General features: G+C 59.6%; 20 protein-coding genes and 1 pseudogene. 12 read left to right on the top strand and 9 right to left on the bottom strand.

Annotated features, from left to right (window positions below; all coding sequences use genetic code 11):
- Positions 1–20 precede the first annotated feature (20 nt).
- A complete protein-coding gene (locus M9920_05005; protein ID MCO5051642.1) occupies positions 21–242 on the bottom strand; it encodes a hypothetical protein in 222 nt (73 codons plus the stop codon).
- 104 nt (positions 243–346) lie between these two features.
- On the opposite strand from M9920_05005, the gene M9920_05000 reads away from it, so the two are divergent.
- Positions 347–796 carry an acyl-CoA thioesterase gene (locus M9920_05000; GenBank protein ID MCO5051641.1) on the top strand — a complete coding sequence of 150 codons (450 nt, stop codon included), beginning with the start codon at positions 347–349 and terminating at the stop codon, positions 794–796.
- Here the strand turns inward: M9920_05000 and M9920_04995 are convergent.
- Both M9920_04995 and pyrF read right to left on the bottom strand, forming a co-directional pair.
- On the bottom strand, positions 772–1,065 hold the full coding sequence (locus M9920_04995; protein MCO5051640.1) for an antibiotic biosynthesis monooxygenase: 294 nt from the start codon (positions 1,063–1,065) through the stop codon (positions 772–774). The two genes, M9920_05000 and M9920_04995, sit on opposite strands and share 25 nt — an antisense overlap.
- Positions 1,066–1,078: 13 nt before the next feature.
- On the bottom strand, positions 1,079–1,783 hold the full coding sequence (gene pyrF / locus M9920_04990; GenBank protein MCO5051639.1) for an orotidine-5'-phosphate decarboxylase: 705 nt from the start codon (positions 1,781–1,783) through the stop codon (positions 1,079–1,081).
- A 43-nt stretch (positions 1,784–1,826) separates the two neighbouring features.
- Here pyrF and M9920_04985 point away from each other — a divergent pair, with 43 nt between their 5' ends.
- Complete coding sequence (locus tag M9920_04985) at positions 1,827–3,845, top strand: hypothetical protein (protein MCO5051638.1); 2,019 nt, start codon at positions 1,827–1,829, stop codon at positions 3,843–3,845.
- Positions 3,846–3,893: 48 nt separating this feature from the next.
- Here M9920_04985 and M9920_04980 read toward each other — a convergent pair whose 3' ends face one another.
- The gene (locus M9920_04980; protein ID MCO5051637.1) at positions 3,894–7,253 is read right to left on the bottom strand and encodes a discoidin domain-containing protein; all 3,360 of its coding nucleotides are present in this window, start codon (positions 7,251–7,253) and stop codon (positions 3,894–3,896) included.
- A 190-nt stretch (positions 7,254–7,443) separates the two neighbouring features.
- Here M9920_04980 and M9920_04975 point away from each other — a divergent pair.
- A pseudogene (locus M9920_04975) lies at positions 7,444–7,677 on the top strand (hypothetical protein).
- Positions 7,678–8,103: 426 nt separating this feature from the next.
- Here M9920_04975 and cls read toward each other — a convergent pair.
- From cls to M9920_04960, 3 genes are all read right to left on the bottom strand, one after another.
- Positions 8,104–9,615: a cardiolipin synthase gene (cls, locus tag M9920_04970; protein ID MCO5051636.1), complete on the bottom strand. Its 1,512-nt coding sequence runs from the start codon at positions 9,613–9,615 to the stop codon at positions 8,104–8,106.
- A 48-nt stretch (positions 9,616–9,663) separates the two neighbouring features.
- The gene (gene nhaA / locus M9920_04965) at positions 9,664–11,538 is read right to left on the bottom strand and encodes a Na+/H+ antiporter NhaA (GenBank protein MCO5051635.1); all 1,875 of its coding nucleotides are present in this window, start codon (positions 11,536–11,538) and stop codon (positions 9,664–9,666) included.
- Between the two features lie 99 nt (positions 11,539–11,637).
- Positions 11,638–11,841 carry a hypothetical protein gene (locus tag M9920_04960; GenBank protein ID MCO5051634.1) on the bottom strand — a complete coding sequence of 68 codons (204 nt, stop codon included), beginning with the start codon at positions 11,839–11,841 and terminating at the stop codon, positions 11,638–11,640.
- 246 nt (positions 11,842–12,087) lie between these two features.
- Here M9920_04960 and M9920_04955 point away from each other — a divergent pair, with 246 nt between their 5' ends.
- The 3 genes from M9920_04955 to aroF all read left to right on the top strand — a co-directional run bounded on the left by M9920_04955 (position 12,088) and on the right by aroF (position 14,702).
- Positions 12,088–12,384, top strand: a complete 297-nt coding sequence (locus M9920_04955; protein ID MCO5051633.1) for a hypothetical protein — start codon at positions 12,088–12,090, stop codon at positions 12,382–12,384.
- Between the two features lie 23 nt (positions 12,385–12,407).
- The gene (locus tag M9920_04950) at positions 12,408–13,418 is read left to right on the top strand and encodes a UPF0236 family protein (protein ID MCO5051632.1); all 1,011 of its coding nucleotides are present in this window, start codon (positions 12,408–12,410) and stop codon (positions 13,416–13,418) included.
- A 264-nt stretch (positions 13,419–13,682) separates the two neighbouring features.
- Positions 13,683–14,702: a 3-deoxy-7-phosphoheptulonate synthase gene (gene aroF, locus M9920_04945; protein MCO5051631.1), complete on the top strand. Its 1,020-nt coding sequence runs from the start codon at positions 13,683–13,685 to the stop codon at positions 14,700–14,702.
- Positions 14,703–14,767: 65 nt separating this feature from the next.
- Here the strand turns inward: aroF and M9920_04940 are convergent, their stop codons facing one another.
- Entirely contained in the window at positions 14,768–15,595 is an 828-nt protein-coding gene (locus M9920_04940; GenBank protein MCO5051630.1) for a metallophosphoesterase, read from the bottom strand.
- Between the two features lie 91 nt (positions 15,596–15,686).
- Here M9920_04940 and M9920_04935 point away from each other — a divergent pair, with 91 nt between their 5' ends.
- The 6 genes from M9920_04935 (at position 15,687) to M9920_04910 (ending at position 22,995) form a co-directional block, all read left to right on the top strand.
- Positions 15,687–15,947, top strand: a complete 261-nt coding sequence (locus tag M9920_04935) for a hypothetical protein (protein ID MCO5051629.1) — start codon at positions 15,687–15,689, stop codon at positions 15,945–15,947.
- 11 nt (positions 15,948–15,958) lie between these two features.
- Complete coding sequence (lysA, locus tag M9920_04930; protein MCO5051628.1) at positions 15,959–17,254, top strand: diaminopimelate decarboxylase; 1,296 nt, start codon at positions 15,959–15,961, stop codon at positions 17,252–17,254.
- A 155-nt stretch (positions 17,255–17,409) separates the two neighbouring features.
- Positions 17,410–18,126 carry a tetratricopeptide repeat protein gene (locus M9920_04925; protein MCO5051627.1) on the top strand — a complete coding sequence of 239 codons (717 nt, stop codon included), beginning with the start codon at positions 17,410–17,412 and terminating at the stop codon, positions 18,124–18,126.
- A 156-nt stretch (positions 18,127–18,282) separates the two neighbouring features.
- A complete protein-coding gene (locus tag M9920_04920) occupies positions 18,283–19,572 on the top strand; it encodes a UDP-glucose/GDP-mannose dehydrogenase family protein (GenBank protein ID MCO5051626.1) in 1,290 nt (429 codons plus the stop codon).
- On the top strand, positions 19,545–19,988 hold the full coding sequence (gene mutT, locus M9920_04915) for an 8-oxo-dGTP diphosphatase MutT (GenBank protein MCO5051625.1): 444 nt from the start codon (positions 19,545–19,547) through the stop codon (positions 19,986–19,988). The genes M9920_04920 and mutT overlap by 28 nt, the downstream gene beginning before the upstream one ends.
- 121 nt (positions 19,989–20,109) lie before the next feature.
- Positions 20,110–22,995, top strand: coding sequence for an FAD-binding protein (locus M9920_04910; protein MCO5051624.1), 2,886 nt, complete (start codon positions 20,110–20,112; stop codon positions 22,993–22,995).
- Here the strand turns inward: M9920_04910 and M9920_04905 are convergent.
- A complete protein-coding gene (locus M9920_04905) occupies positions 22,946–23,311 on the bottom strand; it encodes a hypothetical protein (protein MCO5051623.1) in 366 nt (121 codons plus the stop codon). The two genes, M9920_04910 and M9920_04905, sit on opposite strands and share 50 nt — an antisense overlap.
- Positions 23,312–23,323: the final 12 nt, after the last annotated feature.

Here is a 23,323-nt window from a genome sequence, read left to right as displayed (position 1 = left end):
AAGTGCCGCTTCATTACGAATCACTTCGCGGTTTTCTTTTTCACAATGACCTGCGGTCGCTCGCCCTTGCGGACGTGGAAAACAATGGATTGATGCGTCGTGGAACGGTTGGGCGCGATATATCCGCAATGCGTATTGCGCTCAAAGCTGAACTTGCGCTTGCGCAGCTTGGGCCAGAGCAGTCCCGTCGCCGCTGTCGCGACGATGAGCAGCGAAACCACGGTCTGCCAGTCAAAATTCACGGGGTCAACATAGGCCGACCTGCGGTCGAGGCAATGCGAAAGTTCTCACCACCGGCGCCACTTCGCCGTTGAGTCCGATCTTCATTCATTCTTAAGCTGGCGGAGTGAGCAACCAACATTTCGTCCACCACTACCGCGTCACCTACCGCGATTGCACCCTCGGAAACCATGTCTATTACGCCAATTACCTCGGCATCCTCGAAGCCGCGCGCGGTGAGTTTTTCCGCCAGCTCGGCACGTCGCTACTCCAATGGCAGCAGGCTGGTTTTATGTTTCCCGTGGTGGAAGCGCATCTGCAATACAAAGCCCTGGCGCGCTACGACGATCTGCTGCGCACGGAGGTCTGGTTGACGCGCGTGGAGCGGGTACGCTTGAATTTTGGTTATCAGATAACCAATCAAAGCGGCACCGTGATTTTATCGGGTGAAACCTGGCACGCCACCTTGTCGTTGGAGGAAAAAGTGAAACGTGTTCCCGAGGCGTTGGTCGCGGCTCTGAAACCCTACTTGCGGGCCGCTCCGGATGTCGCTCAAACGATGCGTTCCAAAAGTTGAATCGCGGGCGGGGCCACGCAGAGTTCCGTCACGCGGGGTAACACCGCTTGGAGATGGGCCGATTGCAAATGCGTGTCCAACGCCTCCCGCGTCGTCCAGTTTTCGTGAAAGAGGAATTGCGTCGGCTTTTCCGGGGCGACGTGCAGATCGTAATTCAGGCAGCCGGGCTCCTGTCGCGTGGGCGTAATCAGGCTGGTGAGCAGATTGCGCAGCTCGGCTTCCTTGCCGGGACGCGCTTCAAACGTGGCGATGACCGTAACGGTTTTCATTGATTTGAGAGAGTTAACGCAGTGAATTGAGAATGTTTTCCGCCGCGACTCGCGGTTGGGCCGCCGCATAAATGGGCCGGCCAATCACCAGCCAGTTGGCCCCCGCAGCCATGGCTTCGCGCGGCGTCAAAGTGCGCTTCTGATCATCGGCCGGTTCCGTGCCGAGGCGAATGCCGGGAGTGACCAGTTGCATGGCGGTCGGCAGGATTTTCCGCAAGGCGGTGATTTCCAAGGGCGAACACACCAAGCCGCGCAGTCCGGACGTCGCCGCCAAGGTGGCCAGACGTTCCACTTGTTTGCCCACGTTGGCTTCCCAACCCAGTTCAGCCAACCCCTTCGCATCCAGGCTCGTCAACACCGTGACCCCCAAAACCAGCGGCGCGTTCTTCCCGGCCTGCAACGCGGTTTGTTGCGCCGCTTGCTCGGCGGCACGCATCATCTCGCTGCCGCCGCTGGTGTGGATGGTGAGCATCTGCACGTCCAGACGCACCGCCGCCGCCACGGCTTTCGCCACCGTGTTGGGAATGTCGTGAAATTTGAGATCGAGAAAAACCGACGCCCCCGTGTCGCGCACCCGTTTGACGATCTCCGGTCCGGCGCTGGTGAAAAGCTCCTTGCCAATTTTGAAGGCGCCCACGGCCGGCGCGAGCGACTGCGCCAACCGCAGCGCCTGCTCCGCCGTCGGCACATCCAGGGCCGCAATGATCGGATTTTGCATCGCTCAAATGATCCGAACGCCGGCGCTTGATTAAAAGTCAAAAATGCTCGTCCATACCGTTTGCGTATCGGTCAATCTTTGTCTGGTATCCGTGCTTTTTCTCAGCATCATCCGAGTCGTGAAGCACATTTTCACCGCCGCAATAAACGGAGCATCGCCCAAGGTTCTGCTTATACGTTCCACCTTAAAAGCGCTCAATCGCCGTTGGTGTGGTTTGGCCCGACTGCTGGCGATTGGATTTTGCAGCGTGACGCTGGCGGCGGCGGATTCTCCGGAAACCATTCATCTGCTGGATCTGCGTGAGTTGAAGCAGCGCGATTTGAATCAACCGGAAGCGGCCGCTGAAGTCTGGGAAACCATGCACGCCGTGGCGGCCTTGCAAGGCCTCGTGAATCGCGATGCGCCCCGGCTCTATCTGCTTTACTGCGCCGACTTCGGCGTGGAGACCGATCAATTCTGGCTGGATTGGTTGCAAAACGAGGATGGTTGGTTGAAGTCAACCCGCGTCGTGCCGCTGGCGTCACTCGAAGCGGCAGTGCGAACGTTTTCGTCGCAGTTAAAAGGCGCGGTGGTTTACGATCCAGCCGTGCCTGCGACTTCCTGCCTGGCCTCCACCGTTGCGGGTTGTGATGATCTCTTGCCGGTGCGTTTCAGTCGCGCCACGAATTCGGTTTACGCGCGATTGATCGGTTCGCAACTACTCCCGGTCAAAGTGTGGCTCGTTAATCCGGATGGCACGGCCAAGTTCACCGGGCGCGGTCAATTGCCGGATTCCGATGCCGCCACCTCGGGCAGTGCGAAAGTGGATGTTTATCGTTGGGCGCTGCAACATTACCTGGCCAAGTGCGACGCCCGGTTCGCCGTCTATTACCTGGACGCCTTTTGGTTGCAACGACCGCGCAACGGTCCGCCCGATCTGCACACGCTTTCCAATCACGATTACTTTGTGGCGCGGCGCGCGTTCTTCTTCGACCTCTCACCCTGGGGCGATGAAGTGCCCGTGGATGACCCAGCCCAGACGTTGGGTCTGGATCGCGAAACTCTGCTTTCGATTCTGGCCGGGCTGCAAGCGCACGCGCCCAACGAGATCATCAAGATCGGCGGGTTTCCGCCCTGGCCGTTCAAATACACCACGCACGCCAATTCCGGCCGACATGACGGCGTGCCGACGGAATGGGAGTTCACCCGGTTGATCTCCCAATTCAACGCTTATCACGAAGCCGATGCCGCGGGCTACGGCGGCATGGCCAACGCTTCGTTCTTCGCGCACTATCCGTTGCGGAAACGCTACGCGCAGCCCAATCCCAAACCGGCGGCGGCGGATTGGCAACGCGCGGGCTGGTTGAACGCCGCGAAAAAAGTGGCGCCCCGATTATTCGTCGGACATTACGTCGGGGATTATGACTCGCCTTCCTGGTTGTATAAAGCCGTCCCGAAGTTCTTCCGCGATCCGCAGCGTGGTCGCGTGCCGCTGAACTGGGCATTCGATCCCAACCTCGCCGATCGCGCGCCGCAGGTGTTCGCTTACGTTTACCGCCATGCCAGCGCCAATGATTTTTTCATCGCGGGCGATTCCGGCGCGGGTTACTTGAACCCTCACGGATTGACCCACCGGCCCGATTCCGGTTTGCCTTCCGCGCTGACGGCATGGACGGCGCACAGCCAGCGCTACTTCACCCAATGGGACATGTCCATCACCGGCTTCATTTTGGATGGCAGCAGCGGCGCTTCCACCGCGCGGGAGTTGGCGGCCTATCGTCAATTCAGTCCGGACGGTTGCGGCACCCATTTTGAAAAAGGTCCGCGCCTGATTGCCGGTGTTCCCACCTGTCCGGAGCGCGACTTGCCTGACTCCGCGAAAGCGGCGGCGCAACTGATTGCCGACCTGGCCCAGTCCGTGCGCGATGAACCGCAGTTTCTCTGGGCGCGGAGCATTCTGAAATCACCCAGTTGGTACGCGCAAGTTTCACAACTGCTGCAGGAGCAACATCCGGAAGCCCCGGTCACGGTCGTGGACGCTTACACGTTCTTCGGCCTGATTCGCGAGCAATACGGACGGTAATCTGGTTGCCGATTGTGAATCGGTTGACCGGGCGGCTGGGGCGGCGGTTCAGTTGCCAGCAACATCACTCGTCAGCAGGCGGACTGGCCCAAGCAATCCCGAGGGCATCAACGCCGTGTCGGCGGCCAGCTTGCGGATGTTGGTCCGGGTGCGGCGCTGTTCCGGGGGAAGTGCGGCGTCGCCAATGATGCGATTCGGCCAGAAATTCACCACGTCAATTTCCACCTCGTTGCGCCCGGGTTTGACGGCTGGGGAAATGTCCACGCGGAACGGAGGCGACCAGGTGATGCCGCACGGTTGGCCGTTCACGCGCACTTCAGCCAGTTCGCGCAAATCGCCCAAGTCGAGGAACAACGATCGGTCAGCCGTGCTTCCGCCGGTTGCCGGGAGATCGAACGATTTTACATAAGTGGCCGTGCCCGAGTAAAACTTGATGCCCGGTTCGGCTCGCTCGGTCCAGCTCATCAACCGATCAAACGTCGTCGTCGCCGGGCCGCCCCAACTGGGATCAAATTTGACGGTCCAAGTTCCGGTAAGTTCGGTCAGTGGCTGAAAGGATGGATGGTTGGGTTGGCCCGTCGCCGGATGCGCGGTGGCCGGTTCGCGAAACACGACAAACCAGGAGCCGTAAGGTGTAAATTCCAACGGCAAGGAAGTGCGTCCATCGGCTGCGGAATAGGTGGCGGCGAAATGACGTTCGCCGGAAACCGGATTCCACAACTCCGGCGCCCGACCCGACACGCGGAACGTGGCCCCCACGTTTTCCGTTCGATTCGAGCGGTTGGCGACAAAATAGATCTCCGTGTCGCCGTCGCGCCGATGTAGGTAATCAATCAGTGCGTCCGGGTGTTGGGCGCGAAACTCAAAATCCGGGGCCACGCCGTCCGCCAATAAAACCTCACGCGCACCGCGATCCGCAATGACGCGACCTTTTCCTTCTGCCGTTGCGGTGGATTGCGACGCGCTCTGATTCCACAGCGCCGTAGCCAGTTTAACGACCTCCGCATCGGCACGCGGATAATCCGTGAGCGATTGTTCACGACGGGGTTGGGGGCCAATCACCGTCGCGCCCGCCGCCACCAACGCTTCGATTTTTCTCAGCACCGGCAGCGAAATCGCGTCGCGCGAGGGCAGCACGAGCAACCGATAACTCAGGCCATCGGGCAACACCAGCCGGCCATCCTTTACCGACAGCCGCTCCAAAATGACTTCGCTGGTCACGATGTCGTAATCGTAACCGGGCAGGATTTTTGCCGGATCACTGCTTTTGAGTTGGGCGAAGTTGGGCACGTGATCGCCGTAATAGTACGCGACATCGGCAACGAACCGACCGGATTGCAACAGGAACTGGCAACGATTCAGGTAATCGAAAAAGGGCGCGGATTTATCCCACCACGTCACGAGCGGATTGAGGTGCGTGCCGGCAAAGTATTGCTGTCCCGGAATGCCTTCGCTGGCGGGTGAACAGACGAACGCGTGCCAGACGAGCAGATTCAACCCCTCGCACAACGCTTGATCAAATGACGGTTTGAGATTGTCCCAAAGCGTTTCCTGCCAGTGCGGACCGATGGTGGTGAAGCCTTCAGCGAGCACCAGCGGATGGCCGTAGGTGTGCGCGGCGGAGGCGGGTTGTTTGACGAAAAAGCGGTTGGCGTCACCCACGCGATGACGCCAGGACCACGCCCAAAATTCGCTCATGGGGGCGTCGCTGTAACCCAGGCATTGCTGGGCATCAATCGGCACCGCGTGCGGTCCGCCGCTCTCCGGATGGATCAACAGACCGTGACGGTGCGCGTTTGCTTTGAACAACCGGTAATGATGGTCAATCGCCAAATCGCCCATCGTGCGCCGGAAGTCGTGGAGGAAACGGTTGCTCTCCTCGCGGCTGTTGACCAGTTTGCCCGTGATGACTGGCAGCCACGGCAACAAATCGTAGCTGCGCCGCCGCCGGAATTCCTCGCGCAAAGTTGGCGTCCAGTTCGCCACCTCCACCTCCCAACTATCCGTGTGCAAATACTTCAGCGTTTTACCCGCCAGCGCTCCGGCATCGGCAATCAGCGGTTCGACCACCGCGTTCCAGTAACGGTTGAACGCTTCGGCATCGAATGGATCCACGGCATAACCGTCCCAGCCTTCGCTGCACGTGGAAACGCGACAATGATCGTTCAACGTGCAACCCAGACGCAGCACCTGCCACTGGCCCGGCGGCGGCTGCCAATGCAGACGCCCGTCCGCATCCAGGTTCGCGGTCAAATCCAATACGTCGGAAACGCGCAGGTCCGCTTCGTCCGGCTGACTTGGATGCTCTTGAAACAACGGCGTGGAATCCGGCGCGGAAAATGGCACCAACGGTTTGAGCAGCGCTTTCTCCGGCCAGTTTTGCAATGGCAAACGTTGGTTGGTTTCGGCTTGCGGCCACGTGCCGTCCGCCCCGCGCCAACGCACTTCCGCAATTTGCACGTTGCGCGGCGCGTCGGGATAACGTGGATCATAAGCCTCCTGACAAACAATGCGGAAATGGCGGGCGCGCACTTCCGCAAAACTGATGCGGCTTTCACCTTGTGCCGGCAAAGTGAAATCACGGACGCGACGAAATAGCTGGCCGTCGTCGGAGCTTTGCACTTCGCCCTGACGCGGGCCGTAATGGGGGCGCGGCGTCAGGATCAATTCGTCCACGCGGACCGGTTCGGCAAAATCAAACTGCAACCACTCGGGACGCGCAACCGTGGGGCCGCTTCCCGGAACGCTGTTGCCCGAAACCCAAAAAGTGTCCGCGCTCTGATCCATCGCCCGGGTGGCCGGGTGTTCCGGTTGTTGCGAACTGGCGACCAGCTCGAGCCGCGTGTGAGCGTCCGCTGGTTCGGCTCGCAGCGGGTAAGCGAGCACGAACAGGTCGCGATAGTAATTGTCGCGCTGCGCCGGCGGCGGGAGTTGCCAGCTCCCATTCGTTCCACCCGGGATGCGGATTTCGCTCCAAACCAATTTCTTGGGCGCGTCGTCCGGCGTCACCATCGGTCCGCCCAGATTCCAACCGCTCTGAATGTTAAGGCTCAGCTCCAGGCCCAACCGTGCCGCCTCGTGCAACGCGTGACGATACAACGCGCGCCATTCGGGAGTGAAGAAGGTCGGCCCGTGCGGTGCGCGGGCGTTGCCGTCCTGGCTGGAGCCGTCCGCATCACAAATCAGCGCACCGCCAAAACCCTTCGCTTGCATTTCCTCCAGATCGCGCGTGATGGAATTGGAAGTCACGTTGCCGTTCAGCCACCACCAGTACGCGCGCAATCGAGCCGCCGGCGGCGGATTTGTCCAACCACTTTCCAGCGCCGGCGTCTGGGCGGATGCCGACCATCCGCCGCCCAGCCCGAACCAAACGCTCAAAAGAAAAATGCCCGCTTGAAACCGTTTCATGCGCTCTCGCTTTGTTTGCCGTCTGTCATTCGCCCGGCTTCAGACCATACCGACGCGCTTCCGGCTCGTCCATCTTCTGCTGTGCGGATCGTTGGGCTTGGCTTTCCAGTTGCCACAACTTGTCGTCCCAGGTTCAATACTTCCCCCATGAGCGCGACCGGGCCGAAGCCGCGGCAGCCGCGTCGCAACCAGGGTCCATATCAACACGCGGTTCAGCGCCAAACAGCAGGCGTTCCTGAATTTTGTGCTGGAACATTACGTGAACGTCGGCGTCGAGGAACTGGCTCAGAAAAAACTCACGCCGCTGCTGCGCCTGCACTATCACGATTCCATTGCGGACGCGCAGGCCGACCTCGGCCGACCTGACGAAATCAGCCGGGTGTTCTCCGGCTTCCAGCGGTATCTTTACCAACCCGTCGGCTAGAGCATTTTAAGTATTCCTATAATCGCCGACATGCCGCAACGGGCCTCCCAACTTCAAGCCAAGCGTTGAGGTCAAACGGACGACCACCATTGGTTCGGGATGAGCACTCCCGCGACCGCGTCCTGGACTGCGGCAGTCCTCTGCCGCTGTGGAATCATCGGTCCGCGATCGGAAAGCGGCAGAAGCCTGCCGCACTCCAAAACCTCGCGGACACAGAACTCATCCGCCATTCGAACTCAGCCTTCACGGAGTTACGCTCATTCTGCTTCGACAGCTACGGCTCTAATTGAACCGCCATAGCGCGGCTCCAGAAATAATGTAGCGATGCTCCGGGTTCGAGGTGCGGTGGTCCGGACGGCGATTCATCAAAGGCTTTCTTCAAGGGTGGATTGCCATTCAAAGATCCGCGTGCTCACGGTTGCACAATCATTGCACGGGCGCCATTAACCGGGCGCAGCGCACTGAAAATCGAAACCAGAAACCTCGGGCTTTCAATTCCTGTGCCTTGACGGGTTTGGCGTCGGCGAAATCCTGCTCCAACATCCGGCGCACCTGGTTGGCAAACTCAGCGTCGGCAAAGACCATGGTAATTTCGAAATTCAAACGGAAAGAGCGGTTGTCGAAGTTCGCGGTGCCGATGGTGCAGTAAAGGTCGTCAATGAACATCACCTTTTGATGCATCAAGCCCTTTTGGTAGCGATAGACCTTGATGCCGACTTTTTCCAACTCATCCAAATAGGACCAGCCGGACAACTGCACCAGCTTGTTGTCAATCTGGTCAGGCAGCAGAACGCGCACATCCACGCCGCGCAAGGCGGCAAGTTGCAGCGCACTGATGAACTGTTCATCCGGCACGAAATAGGGACTCGCCAACCAGAGCCGGTTCGTGGCGGTATTGATGGCGTTAAGGAAAAACAGCGTGCAGGTTTCAAGTTCGTCGGCGGGGCCGGTCGGTAAGGCGAGCGCCGTGCGTCGAGCGCCGGAGGCCGCGGGTTGCGGATCCCAATCGAGCTCGAGGGTTTCCTGACTCGCCCAGTGCCAATCTTCAAAGAAGGTCACCTGGACTCCCTGCACCGCCGGGCCGGTCACCTTGACGTGGGTGTCGCGCCAGTTGCCGATCGCCGGATCGCGCCCCACGTATTCATCGCCCACGTTGAGTCCGCCAACCCACGCAGTTTGGCCGTCCACGACGACAATCTTTCGATGGTTACGAAAGTTCAACTGCCAACGATTGGCGCGGCCCTGCGTGGTATCGAAACTTCGCACTTCAACCCCCGCGTTCCGCAATTCAGCCGACGAACTTTTGTGCAGATCAGCGCTTCCCACTTCGTCGAAAAGCACATGGACCCGGACGCCTTGGCGTGCTTTCTCCATGAGCCGCCGCTTCAATTCCTCACCGGTCGAGTCCTTGCGGATAATATAGAACTCCACCAAAACGTAGTTGGTGGCTTGTTCGATCCCGGCGAAGATGGATGCAAAAGTGGCGTCTCCATCCACCAAAAGTTCGGCATCGTTGCCCGTGGTAAAGCGCATGCGGGCGAGCTTCTCGATGGTCTGAGCGTGACCAAGGGTGGGATAGGTAAGTAGTCCCCGATATGTGAGATTCGCCAGGTACTGCTGTTGGATCGGAGACGTGTACGCGAAGTCTTTGCGCCGGGCAATGATGTAGCCTTGAAACTTGCTGCGACCCAAAACCCAATAGGCTGGCACGCTCACATACGGCACGGTGTTGAGTGCGACGGCCCAGGCGATTGCTCCCTGCGCCGTGCGGACCTCCAGAATAGCGCGCGCGGAAGTCAGCGCGCCGGCCAGGTGCGCGAAAATGAAGAGCCAGATCGTAAGCTTTCTTTTTCGTTTGCCCAGCCAACCCGCCGTCCGTTTCACCGCCGGATGGCGGTCGAAATATTTCGACAACAACTGGCGGATGCTTTTGAACATGCGACCATTCTATGGCTTGGGTTCGCCCCAGCAAGGCTGGCAATCAGATCAGGTTTTCGTCGCGGCGGCGTTCACGCCTTTTTCGGCGGCATCTGCGGCGCCACTTGTTTCGGATGGTCGCCGCCATAAAATGGCCACTCCCAATGCTCCGGCGATGAGTGAGGCTATGAAGACGGCGATTTTGGCGGCGGCATAGTCAGCAGGGTTGGGAAACGCCAGACCCGAGATGAACAACGACATTGTGAAGCCAATCCCGCCCAACGCCCCCGCGCCGACCAATTGACGCCACGAGTAAGCATCGGGTTTCAACGCGATCCCACTATGCACGGCGCACCATGCGGCCACCACGATGCCGACCGACTTCCCAACGACCAGCCCCAACGCGATTGCGCACATCAATCGTCCGTTCCCCTGAAACGCTTCGGCCGACCAGACGACTCCCGCGTTGGCCAGCGCGAAGATTGGCAACGCCACGTAACTGGACCACGGTTCGACGGAACGAAGGAGTTTGTCAGCGGGCGACTCCACCCGGTCGTGAATCGCATCCAACGCCCGTAACGCCGGCGCGGATGGTCCGGTCCGCATGGCTTCACCGGCATGACGATCCTCCGATTGGATGACCGCCGCCGCCTGTGACATCAGCGCGTTCAAATTGGCCGGCGGACGCGTGGGAATGAGCACGGCCATGATCACGGCGGCCAGCGTGGCATGTAATCCCGCTTCGTGAAGACAGAACCAAAGCACCACGGCACAGAGCGCATACGGGAGCGGGCGGTAAACGCCGGACCGGCTCAGAATGATCACCACCGCAATGATCGCCAGGCCGGCCACCAGATAGCTCACGTGGATCGCACCCGTGTAAAAGAGGGCGATCACCACGATCGCCACGATGTCGTCCATGATGACGGCAGCGGTGAGGAACACCCGCAGTTCGATGGGGACGCGATCCCGGAGCAACACGATCAGCGCCACGGCGAAGGCGGTGTCCGTTCCGATTGGAATACCCCATCCGTGCCGCAGTTCGGGAGGCGCGATCGAGGCGTAAATAACCGCAGGCAAGACGATCCCGCCCAACGCGGCGATTACCGGCAGCGCGCCGGATCTAAAGGTGGCCAGGTGGCCGACGGTGAATTCGCGCTTGATCTCGAGTCCGACGACGAAAAAGAAAACCGTCAGGAGGCCGTGATTAACCCAGTGAAGCAGCGAATGTGTAAACACCAGTTCGCCCCACCGGAACCCCAGAAGCGTCTCCCACCACGCGGTGAATGTCGGGCCGAGCGGCGAGTTGCTGAGTATCAAGGCCAGCGCGGTCGCCAATCCCAGAAGCAAGCCCGCCGCCGGCCCCCAACGGACAAACCCAAACGCCGCCGCCTGAATGCGATGTCCCAACGAGCCAAGCATTGCGTCGGCCAGCGAGCTTTCATCCCAAGTACCGGTATAGCGGTGGCCATTGATGAAGAGGGTCGGCGTTATCCGCGCGCCACTGCGACGTGCGCTTTCCACGTCATCGCGCACCCGCGACTGCGCCGCCGCGAAGACGGGTTCGTGTGTCGCATCGCGCGGCGGCAGGTCAAAATCCTTCGCGATCTGATCAAAATCGCCTTCCGCGAACGACGGTCCCCGCTCCATCAACGCCTCGTGGACCTCCCAGAAACGTCCGGTCGTTTGAGCGGCGTATTCCGCCAGCTCGGCGGCGCGAGTCGCAGCTCCACTGCCAGCGACGGGTAGGTGCCGAAACACATACCGCATCCGCTCACCAAAGCGGTTGCGCAGCCCCTCGATGACCTCGTGAATGGCGTGGCAATGCCGACAGGCGTAGCTGCCGTATTCAACGAGAGTCAGTTCGGCTTCGGGATCGCCCAGGACGTGATCGCGCCGGATGTCGAGGGACGGTTCAAGCTTGGTGGGTCGTATGTAAGGCATGAAAGAATTTTGAAATCACCGTATGGAATGAGCCAAGCCATGACTTGCTCGTTGTTAATAAATTTTACTTTTACATCCATCGTTGACCGGGAGAACAAATCACGTCCACGGCTTTCCTTGCGCACGGAGAACATCACGCTGGCCGGTTTTGCTCCGCACTTGTACGCCCTTTTTGTACAGCGTGAATTGACTCAACTCAACCTCCATTTGCCACGCATCCACGCACCGACAAGCACCAACAAAAAACGGGCGGAAAGTGACCGGAGGTAAAGTCGGATTCATGCGGTAACGATTGATTTCCATGTGGAGCAACTAACGAAAATGAGTTAGTTGCGAGCGGTGTAGTCGTTGGAGACGGATGAGAACAGCGTCGTGCCATGAGCCAACTTGAGCGCATAAATGCCGGAAGACGTTCCAGCATGGGCGCATGAGGAGATTGCTCATCGAATGTGACAAGGGGTGTGATTGGAAGTGACGGTCAAAGGCTAATTTTTTGTAAGTGATTTAGCCCTGGCGCCTTGGAACGATTTTGTATATTTGAAGTGGTTCATGAACGATGAACGACCGAAATCCAAAAACGTTTCCCCTTCCCGCCGATCCCTGGAAGAGCGGTTGGCGCATCGGCCCGACGTGCTGGCACGGCTGCACGAACTGGCCGATACGCTCGACCAATCCGTCACCGACGACTGCACCGCCGATGAAGCCGAAGCGCGCGTGAGCGCGCAGGTGCGCCAATTGGCTCAGGAGCTTTTGGGCCAGTGGGCCCGCGAAGCCGAGGCCCACACCCAAGCCCAGGTGCCCCAGCGCCATCCGGATGCCATTCACTACGGTAAAAAAAAAGACTGACGTGGCAGACCACCTTTGGGTGGGTGGAAGTCCAGGAGACGCAATGGCGGCTGGGCCGGCGCGGCCGGTTGTTGCGCCCCTTCTGCCAACGGGCCAGGGTGAATCCGCGCGGCCGTTCGCGGCGGTTGCAACGGGCGCTGGTGGATTTCGGGGCCGAGGAAAGTTTTGCCCGCGCCGCTCAACGCGTGCGGGAACACTACGGGCTGGACGTGACGGCCACAGCGGTGCGCCAGCACACCTTGGCGCACGGGGCGCGGATCAGCGCCTTGGCCGTCACGCCGCCCAAACGCGCGGTCCGCACGCTGGTCACGCAACTGGACGGCAGTCTGATTCCCATCATGGTGCCGCCCACCCACAGCGAAGATCGTCGCTGCGGCAAACAACTCATCTGGCGCGAAGCGCGTTTGTGTCTGGCTCGGCCCAAAGACTCGGCCACGCCCTGCTACGGCGCCACCTTGGGCAGCGTGACGCTGGCTGGCGCGATGTGGCGGGCCACGGCCCAAGCCGCCGGGCTGGGCGCACGCACGCACGTCCATGGGGTGGGCGACGGGGCGGCCTGGATTCTCACCCAGTTCCAGGAACAGTTCGGCGCGCAAGGTGATTACTTGTTGGACTTCTACCACGTGAGCGAATACCTCGCGGCGGCCGCGACGGTGATTCACCCCAAAAATCCCGAACGCTGGCGCCGCCGCCAACAAAGCCGGTTGCTGGAAAACAAGGTGTCGGCCGTGCTGCGGGCGTTGACTGCGCACCTCGAACCCGAAGGCGTGCCGACCGCGCCCGTGCGGGCGGCGTACCGCTACTTGAGCGAACGGCGGGCGCATCTGGACTATGCGGGCGCACGGACGGCGGGACTGGAGATCGGCTCCGGCGAGATTGAAAGCGGCCATCGGCATGTGATTCAACAACGGCTCAAACTGGCGGGCAGTTGGTGGAAGGAAACCAACGCCGAAGCCATGCTAGGCCTACGCGTGGCCCGCGCCAACCAACTCTGGTCGCGCTACTGGTCCACGCCAAAACTCGGCCTCAATTGACCGTCACTTCCAATCACACCCTGTGACAAGCCGAAGCTTGACGCAGAAGAACGGGCTGATACGGTTTCTCCCGTGAGTTTGAACAGCAGCAAGCCAGAAGTGAAAGCGGCCGACCAAGGTTCGTTCAGCTTTCTTTTTTATTTTTGGCCCGGCCCCGGCTTGCTGCGATAGTCGAATTTTGAAACGAATAAATCGCCGCAGGTCGCCCCGCCACCTGCGGTTTTTTTGTGGCGTCGTCCCGCGGCCAACCAGAAAGTAAAACACATGATCATTGTTCTTAAACCCGGCATTGCCAAACGGACTGAAACCTCCGTCTTAAAGGAAATCCGCAAACTCGGCTACCAGCCGCACGTCATGCGCGGCGTCGCCCGCACCGTCATTGGCGCGATCGGCGATGAACTGGCCAACGTGAACCTCAACGTCCTGAGCGCACAATTTCCCGACGCGGTCGAGAGCGTGCTGCCGATTCAGAAGCGCTACAAACTGGTCAGCCGCGAGGCGCATCCCGGCGCCTTCACCATCCGCGTGCGCCACCAAATCATCGGCGGCAAGAAATTTCAGGTCATGGCCGGACCGTGCTCGGTGGAGAATGAGGCGCAATTGCTCAAAACGGCCGTGGCGGTGAAAAAGGCGGGAGCCACCATCCTGCGCGGCGGAGCGTTCAAGCCGCGCACGTCGCCGTACGAATTCCAAGGCCTGGGCGAGAAAGGCTTGAAATTGCTCGCCAAAGCGCGCAAGGAAACGGGGCTGGCGGTCATCACCGAGTTGTTGTCGGAGAACCACGCCGATCTGGTGGCTGAATACGCGGACATTCTGCAAATTGGCGCGCGCAACGCGCAGAACTTCCAATTGCTGATCGCTGCCGCGCGCACCGGCAAACCGGTGCTGCTCAAGCGCGGCCTTTCGATGAAGATTGAGGAATGGCTGCTGGCGGGCGAATACGTGCTCGCGAACGAAAATCCGAATTTGATGTTCTGCGAACGCGGCATCCGCACGTTCGAGACGTACACGCGCAACACGCTGGATCTTGCGGCCATTCCGATCGTGAAACACGAGTCGCATTGTCCGGTGGTCATTGATCCCAGCCAGGGCGCGGGCCGGGCGGATTTGGTCGCCACCATGTGCAAGGGCGCGGTGGCGATGGGTGCGGACGCATTGCTTATCGAGGTGCATCCGAATCCCGCCGAAGCGTGGAGCGACAGCGCGCAACAACTGACGCTGGACGGCTTCGCCAGATTGATGCGCGAGTTGAAGCCATTCATCGCGGCGGCCGGGCGCGAGTAGGCGTTGTTGTCGTTCAAGCGCGCCAGTTCCCGGGCGGCGAGACGGATACGCCGGAAGCCAACGGATCAAACCGGCTGAACTTCCACAAATTCGCGCCGCACTTCGCCGGCTTTGGCCGTGCAAAGAAAATAGCCCTTCTCCGGCGTGCCATCATGATTATTGCGACTGATGGCGCAGCAACGGTTGGTGGTAAGTTCGATGCGTCCCACGCGGCGTGTGGTGTAACCGTGAAAGTGCCCGTTGAAGACCCCGATCAAATTAAAATCGCGGAAGCGCTCCAGCAGCGCCTCGGCATTCGCTGGCCGCATCGGAACGAGGATGCCCAACGGAAAGTGTGTAAACAGAATGGTCGGTTTGGCGGGATCAAGTTTCGGCAAGTTCGCGTCCAGCCACGCGAAAGTTTCCGGCTGAATCTGCGTGTTCTTATATTCCCGACCGTCGCAGGAATCCAAGGCAATGAACTGCCAGCCGCGATGCTCGAAATGATAGTTCAAGCTGGCGGGAAACGCATCTTCCCAGGTGGAACGGTTGGTTTTGGAAAGGTAATCATGGTTGCCCGGCACGGCGTAGTAAGGCAGCCCTGATCCGCGCAGGAGCTCGCGCATCTGGCCGAACTCGGAGCGACTGGCATGCTCGGTCAGATCGCCGACCACCAGGCAAAGCTCCGGGCGACTTTCCTGGGCGCGAATGTCGGCAAACACCCGTTCAAACCACGCCGGGCATTTCGGACTTTGGAAATGCGCGTCGTTGATGACAGCGAAGCTGAAGTCGCCCGCGCTGCGTTTGCCGGCCCAGCGCGCGCAACCGGGCCACAGCCCCAGCGCCAGCAAAGCACCGGCACTGCGTCCCATCCATTCGCGTCGCGTCATTTGAGTTTGCGTTGCTTTTGACATGCGCCAGTTCTACCACGAATTCCTCCAAACACGAACCGGAATAATCACTTTTTTCCCGGAAAAATAATTCCAGTTCAAGTTTGGTAAAATCATGAGTCTGCGGCCACAGGAGGAACGCATTCAGACCGCGCTCGAACAACTCGTGCAAGGCTTCCAACGCTGCGCCGTCAAGACCGCCACGGTTGCCGCCACCGTCGCCACGGTTCATTGCCATCGGAGTGTGACTCCCAGCGGTTTTTGGATTGCTCGTCACCGGTTCTTGAATGGCCAAACCCACCACCCTCAATTGATCGCCGCTTCCAGTCGTGACCCGCTTGATGGTGACGCTTGCGCTTTGACTCGCGCGCTCTAAACTCTCGCGCCATGCATGATTTTCATTATCAGGGAAGCCGGCTCCACGTCGAAGGCGTGAGCCTGGAAGCGCTGGCGCGAACGTACGGCACGCCGCTTTACGTGTATTCGCAAGCCACACTGACGCGGTGCTATCGGGAATTGAATCAGGCAATGGCTCCAGTCGAACACCTGGTCTGTTTTGCGGTCAAGTCCAATTCCAACCAATCCGTTCTGCGTTTGCTCGCCGGATTGGGCAGCGGATTCGACATCGTCAGCGGTGGCGAACTGCAACGGGTGGTGGCTGCGGGTGGCGATCCGCGACGCTGCGTCTTTGCCGGTGTGGGCAAGACCGAGGCGGAGATTCGCTTCGCGCTGCAACAGGGCGTTTATTCATTCAATGCGGAAAGTGAGCCGGAATTGCAGCGCATCAACGCGGTGGCCCGTCGGTTGAAGAAAATCGCTCCGGTCGCGGTGCGATTGAATCCCAATGTGGATGCCAAGACGCACGCCAAGATTACGACCGGCACGTATGCGAACAAATTCGGCGTGGCGTTTGAGGACATTCCCGGCGTGTATGCGCGTGCGGCCAAGTTAAAGAATCTACGTTTGCGCGGAGTGCAGATGCACATCGGTTCGCAATTGACCGACGTGACGCCGTTCGCTCAAGCGGTAAAAAAAGTCGCTCCCTTGGTGGCGCAGTTCAAAGCGCGTTACGGCATCGAATTTTTCAGTATCGGTGGCGGGATCGGGATTGTTTATCAATCCGCGCTTGCCAGCGGCCAAGCGGCTTGGTGGCGGGGCGCGGGTAAAAAATTCATCACGCCGCAACAATACGCGGCGGCCTTGCTGCCCCTGGTGCGTTCACTGGGAGTCAAAATCCTGATGGAGCCCGGTCGCTATATTTCCGGTAACGCGGGGGCTTTGTTGACGCGCGTGGAATACGTGAAGCGCACGGGTCGAAAGAATTTTGTCATCGTGGACGGCGCGATGAACGATCTGATCCGCCCCGCGTTCTACGATGCTTACCATGAAATTGTTCCGGTCACGAAAAAAAGCGGCACGACCATTCCTTCGGACGTGGTGGGGCCGGTTTGTGAATCGGGTGATTACTTCTGTCAGGACCGTCCGTTGCCGCGGGTGCGGGAAGGCGATTATTTGGCACTGTTAAGCGCCGGCGCTTACGGCTTCGTCATGGCGTCGAATTACAATACCCGGGCACTGGCGGCCGAGGTGATGGTTCACGGGCGGAAGGCGGCGCTGGTCCGTGCCCGCCAACCAATTCCCGAGATTTGGGCCGGCGAAAAGGTCGCATCGTGGTTGAAATGACCTGCATTTGAAAGGCGTTACGGCCGATGGCCACCTCCAAGAGGATGGGGCTTGGCCCCGAGTTTGATGGCTGAAACCACGCCGATTTAACGTCGTTCCGCCCGATTTCAAACTTGCCTTTCGAGGGATGGAGCGGAAGACTGCGCGTTTGAAATATGGATTTAGATATCACTGAAAGCCCGGAGGTACTGAAAGCCTGGGCTTGGGCGGAAAAGAATATAAAGCAGTTGATCATCGGGACGGCGGTGGTGGTGATCGGTGCGTTGGTCATTGGCTATACTTTCTGGTCGCGCGCGAATCAGCGGAAAGCGGCGGGGGTTGCGCTGGCGGACACCTTTTATGCGGCCACACAGATGACTGCCGCTGAAAGCGAGGCCGCTTACACCAAGGTGGCGGATGAGTATCGCAGTACTCCTGCCGGAGCGCAGGCGCGGTTGCTGGCGGCGGCGGCGTTGTTCGACACCGGCAAGTTCAGTGAAGCCCAGGCGGCGTTTGAACAATTTGCCAACGAACATTTTTCCAGTCCACTAACGGCGCAGGCGCTCTATGGCAAAGCGGCGGCGTTGAGCGCGCAAGGGAAGACGTCGGAAGCCGCCGACGCCTACAAGAGCGTGGTGGATCAGTTCCCACAGGCGCCACTGGTTTCGCAGGCGCGTTATGCGCTGGCCAGTCTGCGCGCGCAGCAAGGTGATTTGAATCAAGCTGTCTCGCTCTATGAGGAAGTGGCTCGTGACGCGTCGCGCAGTTCGCTTGGCGCGGAAGCCGCTCTGCGCGCGGATGAATTACGCGCCAAGTTGCCGCCGCCCGTGGTTGTTCCAACGGCTGCGGAAACCAATCCTCCCGCAGTTGACTCGCAGTCCACAACCAACTGACCCCCGCGTTCCCATGGCGAGTTGGTCCCGGCAACCCTTTCTGAGTCCGGCGCGCGGAATCGGTTCAGCCGCGCTCCTCTTTGAGAGGGTTCGTCCGCGAACAATTGAGCGTTGGCTTCGAATGCGTCCGTCCATCACTTGGATATTCGGAACGATATGAAACTGACAATCATTGGGACGGGCTACGTGGGTTTGGTCACGGGAACGTGCTTCGCCGAAGTTGGGCATCACGTGATTTGTGTGGACAACGACACCCGGAAGGTGGAGTTGTTGCAGGCGGGCGGCATTCCGATTTACGAACCGGGCCTTGAAGCGTTGGTGAAGCAAAACGTGGCCGCCGGACGGCTGAGTTTTACCACCAGCATCGCGGCAGGCGTCGCGGAGTCGGAAGTCATTTTCATTGCCGTCCCCACCCCGCCGCAACCGGATGGTTCGGTGGACATGAGTTTCATCGAAAAGGTGGCGCGTGAAATTGCCGGCGCGCTGACGAGTTACAAGATCGTGGTGGACAAAAGCACGGTGCCGGTGAAAACCGGTGACAAGGTGGCGGAGACGATCGAGCGCTATTCCAAGGGCAAGGTGGAGTTCGACGTGGTCAGCAATCCCGAATTCCTCCGTGAAGGTTTTGCGGTGGAGGATTTGATGAAGCCCGATCGGATCGTAGTGGGGGTGCGTTCGCCACGTCCAGTGCGGGCGATGCAGGCGGTGTACGCGCCGTTTAACGCGCCAATCATCGTCACCGACATCAATTCGGCGGAGCTGATCAAACACGCCTCCAATTCCTTTCTAGCGCTGAAAATTTCCTACATCAACGCGGTTTCAGCGATTTGCGAAGCGACCGGGGCGAACGTGCAACAGGTGGCCAACGGGATGGGGCTGGACGCGCGGATCGGGCGTCGCTTTCTGAACGCGGGCCTCGGCTTTGGCGGTAGTTGCTTCCCAAAAGATCTGAGCGCGTTCATCAAAATTTCCGAGCAGGTGGGTTACGATTTTCGACTGCTCAAAGAAGTGCAGCGCATCAACGCGGAACAGATGGAGCGGTTCGTGAAAAAAATCACCGAAACCTTGTGGGTGCTGAAGGACAAAAAGATCGGGGTGCTGGGCCTGGCCTTCAAACAAAACACCGACGACGTGCGCTCCTCGCCGGCAATTGATTTGTGCCAACGCCTGTTGCGCGGCGGCGCGAAGCTGCGGGTGTATGATCCCAAGGCGATGGAAAAAGCGCGCGCGCTGTTGCCGGATGTCACGTACGTGGACGACATGAACGAGGTCGCCGCCGGCTGCGACGCGTTGGTGATCGCCACGGAATGGGACGAGTTCAAACAACTGGATCTGGCCAAGTCGCGGGACCTGCTCTCGGCGCCGATCATGTTTGACGGTCGGAACCTGTTCGACCCCGAGGAAATGGAAAAACTGGGTTGGATCTACAAGAGCGTCGGGCGCTGATGGGTGCTGTCATTGAAGTCGCTGCGGGTCTGGTTTTTCGCGCCGGCAAACTGCTCATCACTCAACGCCGGGCCGGAACGCATCTGGGCGGTCTCTGGGAATTCCCCGGCGGTAAACGCGAGTCGCAGGAGACGTTTGAGCAATGTCTGATTCGCGAGTTGCGCGAAGAACTGGGCGTCACGGTGGCGGTGGGCGAATTGTTTGAGAGCGTGTTGCACACCTATCCAGAACGTCGGGTGGCGCTGAAATTTTTTCTCTGCCAATTAATCCAAGGCGAACCCCAACCGCTGGAGTGCGCCGCGGTGCAATGGGTCTCCCGAACGGAATTGAACAATTACGCCTTTCCGGCTGCGGACGCACAATTGCTGACCAGATTGCAAGCGACTGCCGCGCTGTGGTCGGAATCACCGGTGTAATGGCGGGTGCGGATAAAGTCGCGGGAGTGCGGTCGCAAAGGTGCGCCGTGCTTCCCCATGCGCCGTGCTTCCCCATTGTCAGAAGAAAATTTGTTCCTTACCCTGAACCGGCAAGTTGCTCATGACGCCGACACAACAACACGCGATGCTTTCGGCCACGTCTTGCGAGGTCGCCTTCGATAATCAGACGCGGCAACTTTACGCCACCGACGCTTCGCATTACCAGATCGAGCCTATGGCGGTCGCGTTTCCGCGCGACTCCAAACAGGCGAGTCAGATCATTCAGGCGGCGGTGCAGGCCGGGGTCTCCGTAATCCCGCGTGGTGCCGGTACGGGGTTGATGGGCGGCGCAATTGGCGACGGGTTGGTGATTGATTTTTCCCGCTACACGCGCTGGATCATGAACTTTGATCGAGAGGCGCAAACCGTGCGGGTCGGCGCGGGCGTGGTGTTGGATCAACTCAATAATTTTCTCCGCCCGGAAGGCTTCGCCTTTGGTCCGGACGTGGCCACGAGTTCCCGCGCCACCATGGGGGGGATGATTGGAAACAATTCTTCCGGCGCGCGCACCGCGTTTTATGGCACCACGCTGGACCATTTGGTTGAACTGGAGGTGGTGCTGGCCGATGGGCGGATTCTGCAGGTCGGCCCCGAACGCGGCACGCTGCCAGTGCAGCGCGAGTTGCTGGAAAACTTGGCGATGCTGAACGCGTTGCAGGTCAATGAGCGCTTTGGTCCGGGGTTGTTGAAACGCTGGCCGGGTTACGCGCTGGATCGGGTGGTGCAGGCGCCCAACAATTTAATCAACGTGCTCGCGGGCAGTGAAGGCACGCTGGCGGCGATCTTATCCGCCAAGGTCAAGGTGGTGCGCACTCCGGACGAAATCGGTTTGGGGTTGATCTTCTTTGACTCCGTGGCGGACGCCATGCAAGCAACGGTCGAACTTGCGGCCTTGAAACCGGTGGCGATTGAATTCATTGATCGCATTCTGCTGGATCAAACCCGCGGCCAACTGGCATTTCAGGCGGCGCGGGATTTACTGGAACTCGACGCGCAACCGACGGAAGGCGTGCTGATTGTGGAGTTTTATTCCGAGGTCGAAGAGCGGTTGGCGGCCCTGGAACAATTGCCACTTGGGCGACGTAAAAAAATCATGCAAACCCTGGCGCAGATCAACCTGGTCTGGGGGCTGCGCAAACAAGGTTTATCCCTGCTCACCGGTCGCAAGGGCGCCGCCAAACCCGTGACGTGCATCGAGGATACCGCCGTGCGTCCGAAGGATTTGCCGGCGTATCACCGCGAACTTTCAAAGCTGGTCAACGGGCTGGGCTTGCAGGCTTCATTTTACGGACATGCCGCTTCGGGTTTGTTGCACGTGCGTCCGGTGCTGGATCTGCACGATCCCGGCGACTTGAAAAAGTTTCGGTCCCTCACCGAGGAAGTGGCCGCGCTGGTGCGCCAGTTCAAAGGATCGTTCTGCGCCGAACATGGCGTCGGCTTGGGACGCACGGAATTTTTGAAGGAGCAGGTGGGAGAAGACCTTTATCTGCTGATGCGGCAGATCAAGAAGTCGTTCGACCCGCATAATGTTTTTAATCCCGGCAAACTGATTGGTGATGGCCGCTACCGGCTGGATCAGCAACTGCGCCCGGCGGTTGAAGGCAAAACCAAATTACCCTTCAAGCAGTACCTGGCCTTCGCCGCGCGGGACGGATCTTTCACCGCGAATCTCGAGCAGTGCAACGGTTGCGGTGGATGCCGCAAGGAAACGCCGACCATGTGTCCAACGTTTCTCGCGACCGGCGACGAACTGATGTCCACCCGCGGTCGCGCCAATTTGATTCGCGCGGTTCTGGCGGGACGCGGATTGAGCAAAGGCGCGGACCCGTTGCGCGCGCCGGAACTGGAGGCCGCGTTGAGCAACTGTCTTTCCTGCAAAGCCTGCACCAAGGAATGTCCCTCCAACGTGAACCTGGCGCTGCTGAAGGCGGAGCTGATGTGGGCGCGAATTCAGCGCGATGGATTATCGCTGAAGGAGCGGATGTTCAGTTCCGTGGATTTGCTCGGACGTCTGGGCTGCCTGTTTCCGCGCTTGGCGAATGATCTGCTCGGCTCACGGGTGATCCGTCGGCTGCTCGCTCAAACGATGGGAATTTCCGAAGAGCGGGTGTTGCCGCGTTACACCCGGCAGCGGTTCGATCACTGGTTCCGAAAACGCCCGGTCGCCGGCGCCGGAAAGCGCGGCAAAGTGATCTTATGGGATGACACTTTCGTCCGGTATTACGATCCGCATATTGGCATTGCTGCCGTGACCGTACTTGAGGCGGCAGGATACGAGGTGCTGCTGCCTGTGGGCCGTAAATGCTGCGGGCGGCCGGCGTTCAGTCAGGGTAACATTGGTCTGGCGCGCAAGTGGGGCGCGCACAATCTGGCGTTGTTGAGCCAGACCGATGACGCCATTCCGATCATTTTTTTGGAGCCGTCGTGCTTCTCGATGTTTTTTGAGGACTACCGCGAAATGCATTTGCCCGGCGCGGATCGCATCGCCCGGCGCAGCGTGTTGTTTGAACAATTTCTGGATCAAGTGTTGAGCGCCGAACCGGAGGCGCTGCGGTTCCACTCGCGCCAGACGACCGTGGCGATTCACGTGCATTGTCACGCCAAATCGCTGACCAATCCGGCGTACCTGCATCGGCTGGCGGCACGGTTGCCCGGTTGCAAGGTGCAGTATCTGGACACCGGCTGCTGCGGCATGGCGGGCACGTTTGGAATGATGGAATCCAAGTACGAGTTGTCGCTGCAAATTGCGCGGCCCTTGATCGAAAAAATTCGCGAGTTGCCTTACGGCAGCGTCGTTGTGGCCACGGGCACGAGCTGTCGGCAGCAGATTGATCACCTGGCCATCGTGCGCTCGCGGCACATGGCGGAAGTATTGGCGGACGCGCTGAAAGTCGAGGCTACAACGACAACAACTCCGCCGCCGCAATCAGATTCCGGCAGGTCATGACGCGCGGCCGGTGTTTGTAATGGAACAACGTCAGAATGCTCATCCCGATGTCCTTGTGCGGATCGGGAATGACGCGGATAATCAGGCTTACTTCATGCCGGTCCAGCCGTTCCATGCCGAAGCCGACTTCCTCCGCGCAATCCACCTCCATGCGCTCCAGTTGCGTAAGATCCACGAGCACCCGTAATCCGGGCCGCAATCCGGCCGCCAAGGTTTCGAGGTCCGCATGGCGTCGTTTTAATTCCTCGCGGTTGATGGTTCCCGCGTAAGTCAGACACAGCAATTGCAACCCGGGATTTGATGTCACCAAAAACATGTCGCCATTTTA

The sequence above is a fragment of the Verrucomicrobiia bacterium genome, assembly GCA_023953615.1.
Classification (GTDB): domain Bacteria; phylum Verrucomicrobiota; class Verrucomicrobiia; order Limisphaerales; family JADLHS01; genus JADLHS01.
The sequence above is the reverse complement of the archived record's forward strand: the minus strand, read 5'-3'. Positions and strand labels throughout refer to the sequence as shown.

Excerpts from the sequence above, each read along its gene's own strand:
- M9920_04995 (MCO5051640.1), bottom strand. The coding sequence starts at position 1,065 with ATGAAAACCGTTACGGTCATCGCCACGTTTGAAGCGCGTCCCGGCAAG.
- pyrF (MCO5051639.1), bottom strand. The coding sequence starts at position 1,783 with ATGCAAAATCCGATCATTGCGGCCCTGGATGTGCCGACGGCGGAGCAG.
- M9920_04985 (MCO5051638.1), top strand. The coding sequence starts at position 1,827 with ATGCTCGTCCATACCGTTTGCGTATCGGTCAATCTTTGTCTGGTATCC.
- M9920_04980 (MCO5051637.1), bottom strand. The coding sequence starts at position 7,253 with ATGAAACGGTTTCAAGCGGGCATTTTTCTTTTGAGCGTTTGGTTCGGG.
- cls (MCO5051636.1), bottom strand. The coding sequence starts at position 9,615 with ATGTTCAAAAGCATCCGCCAGTTGTTGTCGAAATATTTCGACCGCCAT.
- nhaA (MCO5051635.1), bottom strand. The coding sequence starts at position 11,538 with ATGCCTTACATACGACCCACCAAGCTTGAACCGTCCCTCGACATCCGG.
- M9920_04960 (MCO5051634.1), bottom strand. The coding sequence starts at position 11,841 with ATGGAAATCAATCGTTACCGCATGAATCCGACTTTACCTCCGGTCACT.
- M9920_04955 (MCO5051633.1), top strand. The coding sequence starts at position 12,088 with ATGAACGATGAACGACCGAAATCCAAAAACGTTTCCCCTTCCCGCCGA.
- aroF (MCO5051631.1), top strand. The coding sequence starts at position 13,683 with ATGATCATTGTTCTTAAACCCGGCATTGCCAAACGGACTGAAACCTCC.
- M9920_04940 (MCO5051630.1), bottom strand. The coding sequence starts at position 15,595 with ATGTCAAAAGCAACGCAAACTCAAATGACGCGACGCGAATGGATGGGA.
- M9920_04935 (MCO5051629.1), top strand. The coding sequence starts at position 15,687 with ATGAGTCTGCGGCCACAGGAGGAACGCATTCAGACCGCGCTCGAACAA.
- lysA (MCO5051628.1), top strand. The coding sequence starts at position 15,959 with ATGCATGATTTTCATTATCAGGGAAGCCGGCTCCACGTCGAAGGCGTG.
- M9920_04925 (MCO5051627.1), top strand. The coding sequence starts at position 17,410 with ATGGATTTAGATATCACTGAAAGCCCGGAGGTACTGAAAGCCTGGGCT.
- M9920_04920 (MCO5051626.1), top strand. The coding sequence starts at position 18,283 with ATGAAACTGACAATCATTGGGACGGGCTACGTGGGTTTGGTCACGGGA.
- M9920_04910 (MCO5051624.1), top strand. The coding sequence starts at position 20,110 with ATGACGCCGACACAACAACACGCGATGCTTTCGGCCACGTCTTGCGAG.
- M9920_04905 (MCO5051623.1), bottom strand. The coding sequence starts at position 23,311 with ATGTTTTTGGTGACATCAAATCCCGGGTTGCAATTGCTGTGTCTGACT.